13 protein-coding genes are annotated in these 14722 nt (G+C 59.4%); 9 read left to right on the top strand and 4 right to left on the bottom strand.

The features are described 5' to 3' along the window. Window positions 1-22 precede the first annotated feature (22 nt). Both J9889_RS05800 and ptsG read left to right on the top strand, forming a co-directional pair. Window positions 23-997 (top strand): MalM family protein, encoded by a 975-nt coding sequence (locus tag J9889_RS05800; protein ID WP_210556120.1) that lies wholly within the window; start codon window positions 23-25, stop codon window positions 995-997. Window positions 998-1426: 429 nt separating this feature from the next. Then, window positions 1427-2860, top strand: coding sequence for a PTS glucose transporter subunit IIBC (ptsG, locus tag J9889_RS05805; protein WP_045523587.1), 1434 nt, complete (start codon window positions 1427-1429; stop codon window positions 2858-2860). Between the two features lie 161 nt (window positions 2861-3021). Here the strand turns inward: ptsG and J9889_RS05810 are convergent, their stop codons facing one another. From J9889_RS05810 to map, 4 genes are all read right to left on the bottom strand, one after another. Then, window positions 3022-3405 (bottom strand): DUF3461 family protein, encoded by a 384-nt coding sequence (locus J9889_RS05810; protein ID WP_039039426.1) that lies wholly within the window; start codon window positions 3403-3405, stop codon window positions 3022-3024. Window positions 3406-3676: 271 nt separating this feature from the next. Beyond that, window positions 3677-4504: a 2,3,4,5-tetrahydropyridine-2,6-dicarboxylate N-succinyltransferase gene (dapD, locus tag J9889_RS05815; protein ID WP_010673400.1), complete on the bottom strand. Its 828-nt coding sequence runs from the start codon at window positions 4502-4504 to the stop codon at window positions 3677-3679. Between the two features lie 178 nt (window positions 4505-4682). Beyond that, window positions 4683-7325: a bifunctional uridylyltransferase/uridylyl-removing protein GlnD gene (gene glnD, locus J9889_RS05820; RefSeq protein ID WP_010673401.1), complete on the bottom strand. Its 2643-nt coding sequence runs from the start codon at window positions 7323-7325 to the stop codon at window positions 4683-4685. A 64-nt stretch (window positions 7326-7389) separates the two neighbouring features. Beyond that, window positions 7390-8178, bottom strand: coding sequence for a type I methionyl aminopeptidase (gene map, locus J9889_RS05825; protein WP_010673402.1), 789 nt, complete (start codon window positions 8176-8178; stop codon window positions 7390-7392). 358 nt (window positions 8179-8536) lie between these two features. On the opposite strand from map, the gene rpsB reads away from it, so the two are divergent. The 7 genes from rpsB (at window position 8537) to ispC (ending at window position 14708) form a co-directional block, all read left to right on the top strand. Then, window positions 8537-9265: a 30S ribosomal protein S2 gene (gene rpsB, locus J9889_RS05830; protein WP_010673403.1), complete on the top strand. Its 729-nt coding sequence runs from the start codon at window positions 8537-8539 to the stop codon at window positions 9263-9265. 104 nt (window positions 9266-9369) lie between these two features. Continuing rightward, window positions 9370-10251, top strand: a complete 882-nt coding sequence (gene tsf / locus J9889_RS05835; RefSeq protein ID WP_010673404.1) for a translation elongation factor Ts — start codon at window positions 9370-9372, stop codon at window positions 10249-10251. Between the two features lie 71 nt (window positions 10252-10322). Beyond that, entirely contained in the window at window positions 10323-11057 is a 735-nt protein-coding gene (gene pyrH, locus J9889_RS05840) for a UMP kinase (protein WP_010673405.1), read from the top strand. Window positions 11058-11152: 95 nt separating this feature from the next. Further along, on the top strand, window positions 11153-11710 hold the full coding sequence (gene frr, locus J9889_RS05845; protein ID WP_010673406.1) for a ribosome recycling factor: 558 nt from the start codon (window positions 11153-11155) through the stop codon (window positions 11708-11710). Between the two features lie 72 nt (window positions 11711-11782). Beyond that, window positions 11783-12559 (top strand): polyprenyl diphosphate synthase, encoded by a 777-nt coding sequence (uppS, locus tag J9889_RS05850; RefSeq protein WP_039039427.1) that lies wholly within the window; start codon window positions 11783-11785, stop codon window positions 12557-12559. A 27-nt stretch (window positions 12560-12586) separates the two neighbouring features. Continuing rightward, window positions 12587-13444, top strand: a complete 858-nt coding sequence (locus J9889_RS05855) for a phosphatidate cytidylyltransferase (protein WP_039039428.1) — start codon at window positions 12587-12589, stop codon at window positions 13442-13444. A 67-nt stretch (window positions 13445-13511) separates the two neighbouring features. Further along, a complete protein-coding gene (gene ispC, locus J9889_RS05860) occupies window positions 13512-14708 on the top strand; it encodes a 1-deoxy-D-xylulose-5-phosphate reductoisomerase (protein WP_042864260.1) in 1197 nt (398 codons plus the stop codon). The last annotated feature ends 14 nt before the right edge of the window (window positions 14709-14722 follow it).

A 14722-nucleotide genomic window follows, 5' to 3' on the forward strand; every position in this document is an offset into this window, starting at 1 on the left:
TCGGGTTATGGAGAGAAGAAGAATGAAACTGGTAAAGATGTCTATCGCGGCCGTGGTTACCGCGCTGTTGGCCGGCTGTTCCGGTAGCATGGTCGTGCCTGTGCAGGATCACGCCTCCATTCTGAGTAATGCCGATCAGGCCAAGCAGGCGCTCTCCCAGGCGACGAGCTGCTGCAAGGATTTCAACGAATTCAATTATGTTTCTCTGCCGGAAGGCGAGACGCTGCTGGCCATCGACGGCAAGCAGCCCAGTTATCAGTTTGACGAGGGGATGAGCTACTTCGCCGCCTATCGTCTGCCCATCAATACCGGCAACCTGGCCATCACGCTGGCGTCCCAGGTGAGCAAGACGGTTCTGGTTCCCAAGGTCATCATGCTGGATGCCCAGTTCAAGGTGACTCGCGTATTGGGTGAGTCCGTATTCAGCTACCAACCTGCCCACCTGCTCGACAATGACAGGATTGAGGGACGTGTGTTTGTGGACCGCAGCATGCCGGGCAATCCCGCCACTGAAACCTATATGGTGGTCTATGCGCCGGCCAACGAGACGGCGGGCAGCACCACCATCTTGCACCCCGCGAAGGCCTTTGCCCGTGCCAACGGCACGGTCGAGCCGGATATCAAGGACCCCGTGATTCCCCATTCGCCCTGGGGTCTGGTACAGATAAAGGTCACGGACATGGCCAAGGGACAAGGCCTGGAAGCCGTGTTCAAGCCTGAATACGCCGACAAAGTGGCGATGAGCCAGGCCAAGCCTGCTACCACTGCCGTGGCTGCGACGGCGGCCACCACGGCAGCCGTTGCCGCAGCGCCGAGCAAACCGGCTCCCGCCATGCTGAGCGAGACCGAGAGCTTCTACAACGCCCAGATCGAGAAAGCGGTGAAGGCCGGTGACATCGACAAGGCGATGCAACTCGTGAATGAAGCCGAGCGCGCCGGTTCAACCAAGGCGAAATCGGTCTTTATTGATGCAGTGAAACGTTCACAGAAGAACTAAATATCTCGGTTTATTAAAATCGATATTTATTGGAGGCCTCCCTTGTTGGAGGCCTTTTTAATCGGTAGACTGGATAATATAAATCCGCAATAAGTTACATTTGGTTACAGTGAGTATCGTTGGGTATTGTTTGGTTTCTTTGTGATTTATTTTGAAGTGGTTTATTTCTTTTTGCGGCGAAGCTATAACAATACGAAATAATATTCAAGACAGTCCCCTCTCTGCTTATTTATTATCTTGTGATCTCTCCTCCAAATTTATTATTCCCTTGTTTCCGACGGAGGCATTTCCACCCCCGCTGGGTTATATTCTGCTGGTCAAAATAAGCAACCCGGAAAACGCACTTGGCGCAGTGACGGATGAAGCACATCGTCATCAATAAACTGCCCTGAGTCGTTGTCGGAAAAAAATCCATTCAGGAGCGCACACATGTTAAAAAATGCTTTCTCTAATCTGCAAAAGGTCGGTAAGGCGCTGATGCTGCCCGTATCGGTCTTGCCCGTTGCAGGTATTCTGCTGGGGGTGGGGGCTGCCCACTTCAGCTGGTTGCCGGAAATCGTCTCCCAACTGATGGAGCAGGCCGGTGGTTCCGTATTCGGCCAGATGGCTCTGCTGTTCGCCGTGGGCGTCGCCCTTGGCTTCACCAATAACGACGGTGTGTCCGGCCTGTCCGCCATCGTCGGCTACGGCATCATGACCGCCACCCTGACTGTGATGGCGCCTGTGATGGGTGTCGAGAAGATCGATACCGGTGTGCTGGGTGGTATCCTCGCCGGTGGCGTGGCTGCCTGGGCGTTCAACCGCTTCTACAAGATCCAGCTGCCAGAGTACCTTGGCTTCTTCGCCGGCAAGCGCGCCGTGCCCATCATCACCGGTTTCGTTTCCATCGGTCTGGGTGTCGTGCTCTCCTTCATCTGGCCGCCGATTGGTGGTGCCATCGGTGCCTTCTCCGACTGGGCTGCCAACCAGAACCCGGTCCTGGCATTCGGCATCTACGGCGTGGTTGAGCGCTCCCTGATCCCGTTCGGTCTGCACCACATCTGGAACGTGCCGTTCTTCTATCAGGCTGGTACCTGCGTCAACGCCGCCGGTGAAACCGTACACGGCATCATGACCTGCTTCCTGACTGCTGATGACGCTTCCCGTGCTGCCGGTAACGGCTTCGGTCAACTGGCGGGTGGCTACCTGTTCAAGATGTTCGGTCTGCCTGCTGCCGCGTTTGCCATTGCGCACTCCGCCAAGCCGGAAAACCGCGCCAAGATCGTAGGTATCATGGCTTCTGCTGCCCTGACATCCTTCCTGACCGGTATCACCGAGCCTATCGAATTCTCCTTCCTGTTCGTGGCCCCGGTACTGTACGCCATCCACGCCCTGCTTGCCGGTCTGGCCTATGTCCTGACCAACATGCTGGGTGTCGTTCACGGTCACACCTTCTCCAACGGCTTCATCGACTTCGTGGTGCAATCCCCGCGTGCCGACAACATGCTGCTGCTGGTGGGTCTGGGTCTGGTCTACGCGGTCATCTACTACGTGGTCTTCACCGTGGTCATCCGTGCCATGAACCTGAAAACTCCGGGTCGTGAAGACGAAGCCGCTCAAGAGTCCTCTGCCAGTCAAAGCAAGGACGAGATGTCTGCTGCACTGGTCTCCGCCTTCGGTGGCAAAGAGAACATCGCCTCTCTGGACGCCTGCATTACCCGTCTGCGTGTCGGTGTGAAGGATGTGGCCAAGGTTGACCAGGCTGGTCTGAAGAAGCTGGGTGCCGCCGGTGTGGTGGTGGCTGGTTCCGGTGTACAAGCCATCTTCGGCACCAAGTCCGACAACCTGAAAACTGAAATGGACATCTGGATGAAGAGCAACTGATTGCGCTCCGATATCCGAGTTCCGAAAAGGGAGGCGCAAGCCTCCCTTTTTGCTGGGTTGCGTTTGGTGGCGGGACATGTGCGGGGACTTTCCTGACGGCGCCAGCATGGTGTTACCCAATGAAAAAGGCGCCCCTGGGCGCCTTTGCTGCATCAGCCCGGCTAAAGCTTTTCGAGATCCCGTTCTATCTCGCTGATCTTGTTCTGCACCACCTTTTCCAGATGACGCAGGTCGCGCAGTATCTTCTGCTTGATGTCCGGATCGGCGGAAGGCTGGCCGCCCTGGGTCAGATTGTCCAGCTCATCCACCACGTATTTGAGGTTGGCGTTGATCTCGGTGACATCCTTGTACTCATGGGTCCCCGAGTCGACCAGCATGGTCTTGCGCTGGCGAGGGTATTTGAATTTGACGCTCTTGGCGAAGAATTCACCCTTCTGCTTCTTGAAATAGATCTTGAGGATGTCGTGGTTGGCTTCCTGGCGCAGGGTGTAGCTGTCCACCGAGGTGGGTTCCTGGATCCCCAGGCTCTTGAGATTCTCGTACATCGGGCTTCCTTGGTTTGAAACGATCCTGACCCCTCTATCTTACCCGAGTCCGGACGCCTTGCCTGTGACAGGCGCGCCAAATTCAAATTGGTGTCAAAAAGGTCTTCTTTAATCAATGAGCCAAGGGGAGGGGTGAACGCCTTGCCAGCACTGCCATAAGCGGTATCGTCTCATGGGGTGTGCAGTGCTGGTGGGGCAGGGGGGAGTTGGCGCCCACCCAAGCGGGCATGAAAAAGGGCACCAGAGGTGCCCTTGATGACATCGGCGTGGATTACTCGTCGATGGAGCGCAGCAGGGCGTTGATGCCGACCTTGGCGCGGGTCTTGGCATCCACCTTCTTGACGATGACGGCGGCGTAGAGGCTGTACTTGCCGCACTTGGAGGGCAGGGAGCCGGAAACGACCACGGAGCCGGCCGGGACGCGGCCGTAGTGGATTTCACCGGTTTCGCGGTCATAGATGCGGGTGGACTGGCCGATGAAGACCCCCATGGAGATGACGGAGCCCTCCTCGACGATCACCCCTTCAACCACCTCGGAACGGGCACCGATGAAGCAGTTGTCTTCGATGATGGTCGGGTTGGCCTGCAGTGGCTCCAGTACGCCGCCGATGCCGACGCCGCCGGAGAGGTGCACATTCTTGCCGATCTGGGCGCAGGAGCCCACGGTGGCCCAGGTGTCGACCATGGTGCCTTCATCGACGAAGGCGCCGATGTTGACGTAGGAGGGCATCAGCACGGTGTTCGGGGCGATGAAGGAGCCTTTGCGCGCGGTCGCGGGCGGCACGACGCGTACACCGGCAGCCTTGAACTGCTCTTCGGTGTAGTTGGAGAACTTCAGGGGAACCTTGTCGTAGTACTGGGCATCGTCGCCCTTGATGATGCCGTTGTCGTTGATGCGGAAGGAGAGCAGCACGGCCTTCTTCAGCCACTGGTGGACGACCCACTCGCCGGCAATCTTCTCGGCAACCCGGGCTTTGCCGGAGTCCAGCAGGTCGATGGCTTCCAGAATGGCGGCCTTGGTGGCGGCATCGACGGAGCCGGGGGTGATGGAGTCACGGCGCTCGAAGGCCGCTTCGATGGTCTGTTGCAACTGGGTCATGACAGGTTTCCTTTATAAAATTCTGTTTGTTGTATCACACTTTTCCAATCGTTTTTAAGGGCTCTCGCCGATTTCTTCAGAATCAGGGCGATTTATTGTACTTGAGTGGTCCAACCATTTGTTCTGATTGAGGAATCAATACGTCAAAAAGCCTCTTTCGAGGCTTCATCCGAGCGTGTCAGGCGCTCTCGCCAAGCGGTTCCTGGGGGTTGAGCTGATTGACCAGCCTCTCCTCGAGGGCTTGCTGCTCCTCCGGGTTCAGCGGCTCTCCGGCCAGGGTGGTGAGGCTGAAGAAGTCCTCCACCCGCTCACCGATGGTGGTGATCTTGGCGGCATGGAGGGAGAGGCCGCACTGCTGGAACACGGCACCGATACGGGCCAGCAGGCCCGGGGTATCCAGGGCTGTCAGCTCCAGCAGGGTGTGGCGGTTTTCCCCCTTGTGGGGCAGGAAAACCACCCTGGTCGGCACGCTGAACTGGCGGTGGCGTCTGGACAGGGGCTTGCTGCGCAGCACCAGCTTGCCCGGCTCCTGAAGGGCTTTCTCCAGCGCCTTCTTGATGGTGGCGGTACGGTTGGGGCTGATGGGCTCGCCGTTTGGCTCCAGCACGATGAAGGTATCGAGCACGTAGTCGTTGCGCGAATTCATGATCTGGGCGTCGTGGATGCTGAGGTTCTTCTGATCCAGTGCCGAGGCCACAGTGGCAAAGAGGTTGGGGGTATCGCGACAATAGATGAACACCTCGCTACCGCCCCGTATGGGATGCTTGCCGATGAGCACCAGGGGGGCCGGGTTGTCACCGTGGGCGATGATCTTGCGGCAGTGCCAGGCGATCTGCTCCGGGCTGTGGCGCAGGAAGTAATCGGCCTTGAAGTCGTTCCAGAGGGCGGTGACCGCCTCCTGTGGCACCTCGCGCTGGGTCAGGATCTGCCTGGCCTGGCGCTGGTTTTCACGGATCTTGAGGCGCATGTCCGGCGGGTTTTCCAACCCCTGGCGCAGGGCCTTCTGGGTGGCGAAGTAGAGTTCGCGCAGCAGGGTGCCCTTCCAGTCGTTCCACAGACTGTCGTTGGTGGCGCAGATGTCGGCCACGGTCAGGCAATAGAGCAGGTCGAGGTGCAATTCATCCCGCACCTTCTGGGCGAAGTCGGTGACCACGTCCGGGTCGTAGATGTCGCGGCGCTGGGCGGTGACCGACATCAGCAGATGGTGGCGCACCAGCCAGGCGACCAGTCGGCTCTCGTAGCGATCCAGCCCGTGCAACTGGCAGAACTCCAGCGCATCCACGGCCCCGAGTTCGGAATGATCGCCGCGCCTGCCCTTGGCGATGTCGTGGAAGAGGGCGGCGATGCTGAGCAGCTCGGGCTTGCGCAACTGGGTGAACACCTCGTGGCAGAGCGGGTGAGTCTGGCGGCTGGCCGGATTCGGAAAGCGATGGATGTTCTGCAGCAGCCGATGGGTGTGCTCGTCCACCGTGTAGGCGTGGAACATGTCGAACTGCATCTGGCCGACGATGAGGTTCCACTGGGGCAGGTAGGCCGCGAGGATCCCGTACTTGTGCATCAGGGTGAGCGGCTGGCCGATGCCGTTGGGGTGGCGCAGGAGCGCCATGAAGAGACGGCGGCACTCGGGTAGATCTTGCAGCCAGCAGTTGAGGGTGCGTCTGGCCTCGCGCAGCTGGCGCAAGGTGGCGGAGTGGATGCCGGCGATCTCCGGGTGCTGGGCTATCTGGTAGAAGAGTCGCAGGATGGCGGCAGGATCCCGGCCGAACAGCTCGGAGTCCACCGCATCGATGAGGCGGCCGCGCAGCTGGAATTCGTCGCTGATGCGGCGCACGTCCATGGCGGTGTTGCCGAGAATGGCCTCGTCAAAGAGTTGCAGCAGCATCTCGTTGAGCTCGGCCACCCGCCGCACCGTCTGGTAGAAACGCTTCATCATCTGCTCGACCGGGCCGTTTCCTTCCCCCTCGAACCCCAGCATCTGGGCCACGGTACGCTGGCGGTCGAACAAGAGGCGGTTGTCCCCCTTGTTGATGGCCATGTGCAGGGCGAAGCGCACCTTCCACAGGAAGTTCTGACAGTCGAGCAGCTCCCGGTACTCGGCCCGGTTGAGAAAACCGTGGCTGGTCATCTCGAACAGGGTGGTGGCGCCGAAGTGGCGGCGGGCGACCCAGGCCAGGGTCTGGATGTCGCGAAGGCCCCCGGGATTGTTCTTGAGATCCGGCTCCAGCTTGTAGGCGGTGCCGAGAAACTGCTGGTGGCGCAGGGCCTGCTCTTCGCGTTTGGCACGAAAGAAGGCTTCGCTCGGCCAGAAGTGCTGGGGCTGGGTGGCCGCCTGCAACTGCTCGAATCCCGCCAGGCGACCCGTGATGTAACGGGCCTCGATGAGGTTGGTGGCAACCGTGATGTCGTTGCGGCCCTGCTCGATGCACTCGGCCACGTTGCGCACCGACTGCCCTACTTCCAGCTTGAGATCCCACAAGAGGGTGATGAACTCGCCGATGCGAAGCCCCAGCACCTCGTCCAGTTCATCTCCTTCGTAGAGGATCAGCAGGTCGATATCGGAGTGGGGATGGAGTTCGCCGCGGCCATAGCCGCCTACCGCGATCAGGGTGAGCTCGGTCCTGTCGAAGCCGAACTTGTGCCAGAGCCTGGTCAGCAGCGCGTCCATGTATTCGGAGCGGGTGGCCACTAGTTCGATGATGTTGTCACCGGCGTCGAAGCGCTCGTGCAGCCAGGCGAGAAAGCGGCTCAGGTACTCCTTGCAGTTGTCACGGGTGAGCTGATCGTCTGGGAGCAGATGGGGAGAAAGCAGGCTGGCATCCATGGCATGTCACACTCTCGGTCGGGCCGGGTAAAGAGCAACCCCGGCGCGCGGCCGGGGTTGAATGTCAAACGTGGCGGATAAAACGCTCGATAGTGTCGTCGGGGCGCAGGGTCAGGACCTCGCAGCCATCCTCGGTCACCAGCAGGGTGTGCTCCCACTGGGCGGAGTCGCCGCCGTCCTTGGTGGTGACGGTCCAGCCATCCTTCGGATTGACCTTGCAGTGGTACTTCTTGCTGTTGACCATGGGCTCGATGGTGAAGCACATGCCTGCTTTCAGCTCCAGCTTGCCGCCGTTGCGGTAGTGGAGGATCTGCGGCTCTTCGTGGAACTCGGCACCGATGCCATGGCCGCAGTAGTCGCGTACCACGGAGAAGCCGGCCTGCTCGACGATGGGCTGGATGACGGCGCCGATCTCGGTGATGCACATGCCCGGGCGCACCCGCTTGATGGCGGCATAGAGGCTATCTTGGGCCACCTTGCAGAGCTGGCGGCGCAGGGGGGTGGTCTGGCCCACGATGAACATGGCGGAGGTATCGCCGTGATAGCCATCCTTGATGACGGTGATGTCCAGATTGATGATGTCCCCTTCCCGCAGCTTCTTGTGGTTCGGGATGCCATGGCAGATGACATCGTTCACCGAGGTGCAAATGGACTTGGGGAAGCCGTGGTAATTGAGCGGCGCGGGGATGGCCTGCTGCACGTCGACGATGTAGTCGTGGCAGAGGGTATTCAGTTCGTCTGTGGTGACGCCCGCCTTGACGTGGGGGGCGATCATGACCAGCACGTCGGCGGCCAGCTGGCCGGCGACACGCATTTTTTCAATCTCTTCCGGTGTCTTGATTTTAATGGACATGGGATCTCTCTTGGGGCCTGATTGCGCATCCTGCCGATGCCCAACAACCAGGTAATGAAAAATAGATGCGTTTGCAATCAGGGCGAAATTTTATCCCCAACCCCCGTTTACTTCCAGTGTGATCGTCATCGCAACGTCATCAGGCGGTCGCACCATGGTCCGGGATCCATTTTTAGCACCCGGGCTGGTGGTGTCATGACCAAAGTTATGGTATAAAGCGCGCCGGAATGGGGAACTCGTGTCCTCATGCCATCACCCTTACTCAACAACACACACACATCGACACATATGCCGGGGTGCCTTAACGGGTCGGTTATATGGGATGTGTGGAGGCCTAACCCCAATACAGAGGTATAAAATGGCTAAAGTTTCTATGCGCGACATGCTGCAAGCCGGCGTTCACTTCGGTCACCAGACTCGTTACTGGAACCCGAAAATGAAGTCCTACATCTTCGGCGCCCGCAGCAAAGTTCACATCATCAACCTGGAAAAAACCGTTCCGATGTTTGACGATGCCATGAACTTCATCAGCTCCGTAGCTGCCAAGAAAGGCAAGGTACTGTTCGTAGGTACCAAGCGTGCCGCGTCTGAAGCCGTCAAAGAAGCCGCTGAGCGTTGCGACCAGTTCTATGTTAACCACCGCTGGCTGGGCGGCATGCTGACCAACTGGAAAACCGTTCGTCAGTCCATCAAGCGCCTGAAAGATCTGGAAACCCAGAGCGAAGACGGTACCTTCGACAAGCTGACCAAGAAAGAGGCGCTGATGCGTACTCGCGAAATGGAAAAGCTGGAGAAGAGCCTGGGTGGTATCAAGAACATGGGCGGCCTGCCTGACGTTCTGTTCGTTGTCGATGCCGACCACGAGCACATCGCTATCAAAGAAGCCAACAACCTGGGTATCCCGGTAGTTTCCATCGTTGATACCAACTCCAACCCGGACGGCGTTGACTATGTCATCCCGGGTAACGACGACGCTATCCGTGCCGTACAGCTGTACCTGAACGCTGCTGCTGACACCGTTCTGGAAGCCCGCGAGCAGGACATCGTTGTTCAAGCCGAACAAGATGGCTTCGTTGAAGCTGAGTAATTGATAAGGACTGAAAAGCCCTTATTAACCAAGCTGATGTAATTGGTTAGCAGGGGCCCTTGTGGCCCCTGTTTCTTGTCAATTCAAGACCGAGGATACTGGACATGGCAAACATTTCTGCCGCCCTGGTAAAAGAACTGCGCGAGCGCACCGCCGCTGGCATGATGGATTGCAAAAAAGCGCTGGAAGAAGCCAACGGTGATATCGAGCTGGCTATCGAGAACATGCGTAAATCCGGTCAGGCCAAGGCCGCCAAGAAAGCTGGCCGTATCGCCGCTGAAGGTGTGATCTTCGCCCGTACCGAAGGCAACGTTGCCGTCATGATCGAGCTGAACTGCGAGACTGACTTCGTTTCCAAGGATGCCGGTTTCCTGGCCATGGGTCAGAAGATCGTCGAGATCGCTGCTACCCAGAAAATCGCTGACGTTGACGCGCTGAAAGCCGCCGATTTCGGCAACGGCGAGTCCGTCGAGCTGACCATCACCAACCTGATCGCCAAGATCGGTGAGAACATGAACCTGCGTCGCGTGATGCTGGTTGAAGGTGACAACCTGGGCACCTACGTTCACGGCTCCCGCATCGGTGTTATCACCAAGCTGGTTGGCGGTACCGACGAGCTGGCCAAAGATCTGGCCATGCACGTTGCTGCCAACAGCCCGCAATTCGTCAAACCGGAAGACGTGTCTGCCGAAGTCGTTGCCAAAGAGCGCGAAATCCAGATCGACATCGCCATCAACTCCGGCAAGCCGAAAGAGATCGCCGAGAAGATGGTTGAAGGCCGCATGAAGAAGTTCACCGGTGAGGTTTCCCTGACTGGTCAACCGTTCGTGAAAGATCCTTCCATGACCGTTGCCGAGCTGCTGAAGAAAGAAGGCGCTGACGTTGTTTCCTTCACCCGTTTCGAAGTGGGCGAAGGCATCGAGAAGCAAGAGACCGACTTCGCTGCTGAAGTAGCAGCCCAGATCGCGGCCGCTCAGAAGGCCTAATCGAACCGGTTTTTCCGTTTCCCCAGACCGCGACTTATGTCGCGGTCTTTATATGACCAGGAATCAGTGACATGAGTACCAATCCCAAGCCTGCATACAGACGTGTTCTTCTGAAGTTGAGTGGTGAAGCCCTGCAAGGATCCGAGGGTTTCGGCATTGATCCGGCGGTGCTGGAACGGATGGCCCAAGAGATCAAAGAGCTGGTTGAGCTGGGTGTTCAGGTCGGTCTGGTCATCGGTGGCGGCAACCTGTTCCGTGGTGCCGGCCTTGCCAAGGCAGGCATGAATCGCGTGGTGGGTGACCACATGGGCATGCTGGCGACCGTCATGAACGGCCTGGCCATGCGTGATGCCCTGCATCGTGCTTATGTGAATGCCCGCCTGATGTCGGCCATCTCCCTGCAAGGGGTCTGCGACTCCTACAGCTGGGCCGAAGCCATCAGCCAGCTGCGCGCCGGCAAGGTGGTGATCTTCTCTGCCGGTACCGGCAACCCCTTCTTTACCACCGACTCGGCAGCCTGCCTGCGCGGTATCGAGATCGAAGCCGACGTCGTGCTGAAAGCCACCAAGGTCGATGGCGTGTTCACCGATGACCCGGTCAAGAACCCGGATGCCGTGCTCTATCAGGAACTGAGTTATGATGAAGTTCTTGAAAAAGAACTCAAAGTGATGGATCTTGCTGCTTTTACCCTGGCCCGCGACCACGATCTGCCGATCCGGGTGTTCAACATGAACAAACCGGGCGCGCTGCGCCGCGTGATCATGGGTGAGCCGGAAGGTACCCTGATCCACCAGGCCAGCAAGTAAGGCAAGTGTGAGCCCCTGGCTCGCTTGTCCATTACGCCAGTCAACAAGATAGATACGAGCCGCCCGTCGGCTCGTTCGCCAAAAGGAAAACCACTGTGATCAACGAGATTAAAAACGACGCCAAGGACCGCATGGGCAAAAGCGTAGAGTCGCTGAAGACCCAGATGTCCAAGATCCGTACCGGCCGTGCTCACCCGAGCCTGCTCGACGGCATCCAGGTGGAGTATTACGGTGCTGCCACTCCTCTGAAGCAGTTGGCCAACGTGGTGGCAGAAGATGCCCGTACTCTCTCCATCTCCATCTTCGATCGCTCCATGATCCAGGCGGTGGAAAAAGCCATCCTGACCTCCGATCTGGGCCTGAACCCGTCCAGCAACGGCCAGACTCTGCGCGTGCCGCTGCCGCCGCTGACCGAAGAGCGTCGCCGTGATCTGACCAAGATCGTCCGTGCCGAAGCCGAAGGTGCCCGGGTTGCCATTCGCAACATCCGTCGCGATGCCAACGCCGATCTGAAAGCCCTGCTGAAAGAGAAAGAGATCTCCGAAGACGACGACCGTCGCGCCCAGGAAGAGATCCAGAAGCTGACCGATACCTTCATCAAGCTGGTGGATGACGCCCTGGTTGTGAAGGAAAAGGAGCTAATGGAAATCTAAGCCTCCGACAGGTATATTACGAGCGCCGTGTAGTGCCCCTGCACGGCGCTTTTGTCTTTGTGGGAGAAATGAATGTCGCTTTTGGCAGCGCTAGGCGATAGCGCCAGCTCGTCCTTGCCCCGTCACGTCGCCATCATCATGGATGGCAATGGTCGCTGGGCCCAGAACCGCGGCAAGATGCGGGTTTCCGGGCACAAGGCGGGCGTGAAATCCGTGCGTGAGGCCGTGGCCTTTGCCGCCCGTGCCAAGATGGAGGCGCTGACCCTGTTTGCGTTTTCCAGCGAGAACTGGCGCCGTCCGGAAGGGGAAGTCAACGCCCTGATGGAATTGTTCATGACGGTGCTGGGTCGCGAGGTGAGCAAGTTGCACAGCAACGGCATTCGCCTTCGGGTGATTGGCGACACTGCCCGCTTCAGCGAGCGGCTGCAGGCCAAAATCGCCAAGGCCGAGGCCCTGACCGCCAACAATCAGGGATTGACCCTCAATATCGCCGCCAACTATGGCGGTCAGTGGGACATCGCCCAGGCGGCCCGGACCCTGGCACGGGCCGTGGCGGCGGGTGAACTCGATGCCGAGGCGGTCGATGAGGCGGCATTGGGTCGTCATGTCTGCATGGCTGATCTTCCCCCCGTGGATCTGCTGATCCGCACCGGCGGGGATCATCGCATCAGCAACTTTGTCCTGTGGCAGCTCGCCTATGCCGAACTCTATTTTACCCCGGTCCTGTGGCCCGATTTTGACGAGGCCGAGTTCAGTGGGGCAGTTGCCTCCTTCGTTGCTCGCGAGCGTCGCTTCGGGTGTACGGGTGAACAGATCCGGGAATTGATCGCCGCGCAACAGACCGGCTAAACCCCGCTCCCAAGAGAGAGGTTTCTTTTGCTAAAACAACGAATTATTACCGCATTACTGTTAGTACCCCTGGTGTTGGGGGCGCTGTTTTTTCTGCCGTTGAAATTCTTTGCCCTGCTCGCCGCCCTGGTCTTTCTGCTGGCCAGCCGTGAGTGGAGTGCCTTCGTCACTGCCCAGCCGCAACAGTGGTTGCCGCTGGTGTTCTGTCTGCTGCTGGGGGCCAGCCTGTTCTGGGTGCCCGTGGAGCAACTCTGGATCCCCCAACTGCATCCGCTGGTGATGGGCGTGCTCTGGACCGCCGTCAGCTGGTGGCTGCTGGGGCTGCTGCTGGTGCTGCGCTACCCGCAAAGCGCCAGGCTGTGGCGTGAATCCATCTGGCTCAAATCCCTGTTCGGTCTGGTGACCCTGGTGCCCTTCTTCTGGTCCCTGGTTGCCATTCGCGGTTACAACTTCTACCACGATCCCATGATGGGGGCCTGGATCCTGCTGTTCGTGATGGGACTGGTCTGGGCGGCAGATTCTGGCGCGTATTTTTTCGGCAAGGCGTTCGGCAAACACAAGCTGGCGCCGGCCGTGAGCCCGGGGAAAACCATCGAAGGCATGCTGGGCGGCCTCTTTACCGCCAGCCTGCTGGCCATCGGCGTGACCTGGTTCATGGGCTTCGTGCCTGCCAAGATGGGCACCGTGCTGCTCTGTTCCCTGCTGGCGGTGCTGGCCTCCGTGCTCGGCGATCTGGCCGAGAGCATGTTCAAGCGGGAAGCCGGCATCAAGGATTCCGGCACCCTGTTGCCGGGCCATGGGGGCATTCTCGATCGCATCGACAGCCTGACGGCGGCGCTGCCCGTCTTCCTGCTCAGCTACCTGTTGCTCGGTCCGGAGTTTTGATGTTTCGCGCACTGATGATCCCGGGAGCGTCCCGCTCCATCAGTCTGTTACCCAATCAGGAGTCTTGATGCAAAACCTGGTGATCCTGGGAGCGTCAGGCTCCATCGGTCAGAGCACCCTCAAGGTACTGCGCCACAACCCCGGGCGCTGGCAGGTACTGGCGCTGACCGCTGCCCGCAGCGTGGACGCCATGCTGCGCGACTGTCTCGAATTCTCCCCCCGGTTCGCTGTCATGGTGGACGAAGGCGCCGCCAGTGATCTGGCGGGTCGGCTCAAGGCTCACGGCAGCACCACCCGGGTGTTGTCCGGTCAGGCAGCCCTGTGCGACGTGGCTGCTCACCCCGATGCCCACAGCGTGATGGCGGCCATTGTCGGTGCGGCGGGTCTGGCACCCACCATGGCTGCCGTGCGCGCCGGCAAGCGCATTCTGCTGGCCAACAAGGAAGCGCTGGTGATGTCCGGCGCCTTCTTCATGGAGGCGGTGCGCGAGCACGGCGCCGAGCTGCTGCCCATCGACAGCGAACACAACGCCATCTTCCAGTGCCTGCCGGTCGACGTGCAGCGCCAGCCCGGTTTCTGCGATCTGGCCGGGGCGGGGATCAGCAAGATCCTGCTGACCGGCTCCGGCGGACCTTTCCGCTATGCCGATGTGGGTGAACTGCACCATGTCACCCCGGCGCAAGCCATTGCCCATCCCAACTGGTCCATGGGGGCCAAGATCTCGGTGGACTCCGCCACCATGATGAACAAGGGGCTGGAGTACATCGAGGCGCGCTGGCTGTTCAATGCGGCCCCCGAGCAGATCCAGGTGGTGATCCACCCCCAGTCCGTCATTCACTCCATGGTGCAGTACAAGGATGGCTCCGTGCTGGCCCAGCTCGGCAACCCGGACATGTGCACCCCCATTGCCCACGCTCTGGCCTATCCGGAACGGATCGAGTCCGGTGTGGAACCTTTGGATTTCTTCAGTGTCGGAGAGTTCAGCTTTATCCGGCCCGACTATGAGCGCTATCCCTGTCTGGCGCTGGCCATGAGGGCGTGCCAGCAGGGGCAGGGGGCGACCACCTCCCTCAATGCCGCCAACGAGGAGGCCGTCGCGGCTTTTCTTGCAGAGCGGATCGGATTTATGGATATTGCCAGAGTCAACGAATCCGTCATGGCCGAGCTGGGCAGCAGTGCTGCCGGCTCTCTGGCGGATCTCATCGCCCTGGACGGTACGGCCCGAGCCCGTGCCCAGCAACTGATAAAGGAGCTTGCCGTATGAACGGACTGTGGTGG

The organism is Aeromonas sp. PrichA-15 (assembly GCF_017939245.1).
Lineage (GTDB): Bacteria > Pseudomonadota > Gammaproteobacteria > Enterobacterales > Aeromonadaceae > Aeromonas > Aeromonas caviae.

What these genes read in the sequence shown, in the direction of transcription:
- J9889_RS05800 (WP_210556120.1), top strand. Translation starts at nt 23, where the DNA reads ATGAAACTGGTAAAGATGTCTATCGCGGCCGTGGTTACCGCGCTGTTG.
- ptsG (WP_045523587.1), top strand. Translation starts at nt 1,427, where the DNA reads ATGTTAAAAAATGCTTTCTCTAATCTGCAAAAGGTCGGTAAGGCGCTG.
- J9889_RS05810 (WP_039039426.1), bottom strand. Translation starts at nt 3,405, where the DNA reads ATGTACGAGAATCTCAAGAGCCTGGGGATCCAGGAACCCACCTCGGTG.
- dapD (WP_010673400.1), bottom strand. Translation starts at nt 4,504, where the DNA reads ATGACCCAGTTGCAACAGACCATCGAAGCGGCCTTCGAGCGCCGTGAC.
- glnD (WP_010673401.1), bottom strand. Translation starts at nt 7,325, where the DNA reads ATGGATGCCAGCCTGCTTTCTCCCCATCTGCTCCCAGACGATCAGCTC.
- map (WP_010673402.1), bottom strand. Translation starts at nt 8,178, where the DNA reads ATGTCCATTAAAATCAAGACACCGGAAGAGATTGAAAAAATGCGTGTC.
- rpsB (WP_010673403.1), top strand. Translation starts at nt 8,537, where the DNA reads ATGGCTAAAGTTTCTATGCGCGACATGCTGCAAGCCGGCGTTCACTTC.
- tsf (WP_010673404.1), top strand. Translation starts at nt 9,370, where the DNA reads ATGGCAAACATTTCTGCCGCCCTGGTAAAAGAACTGCGCGAGCGCACC.
- pyrH (WP_010673405.1), top strand. Translation starts at nt 10,323, where the DNA reads ATGAGTACCAATCCCAAGCCTGCATACAGACGTGTTCTTCTGAAGTTG.
- uppS (WP_039039427.1), top strand. Translation starts at nt 11,783, where the DNA reads ATGTCGCTTTTGGCAGCGCTAGGCGATAGCGCCAGCTCGTCCTTGCCC.
- ispC (WP_042864260.1), top strand. Translation starts at nt 13,512, where the DNA reads ATGCAAAACCTGGTGATCCTGGGAGCGTCAGGCTCCATCGGTCAGAGC.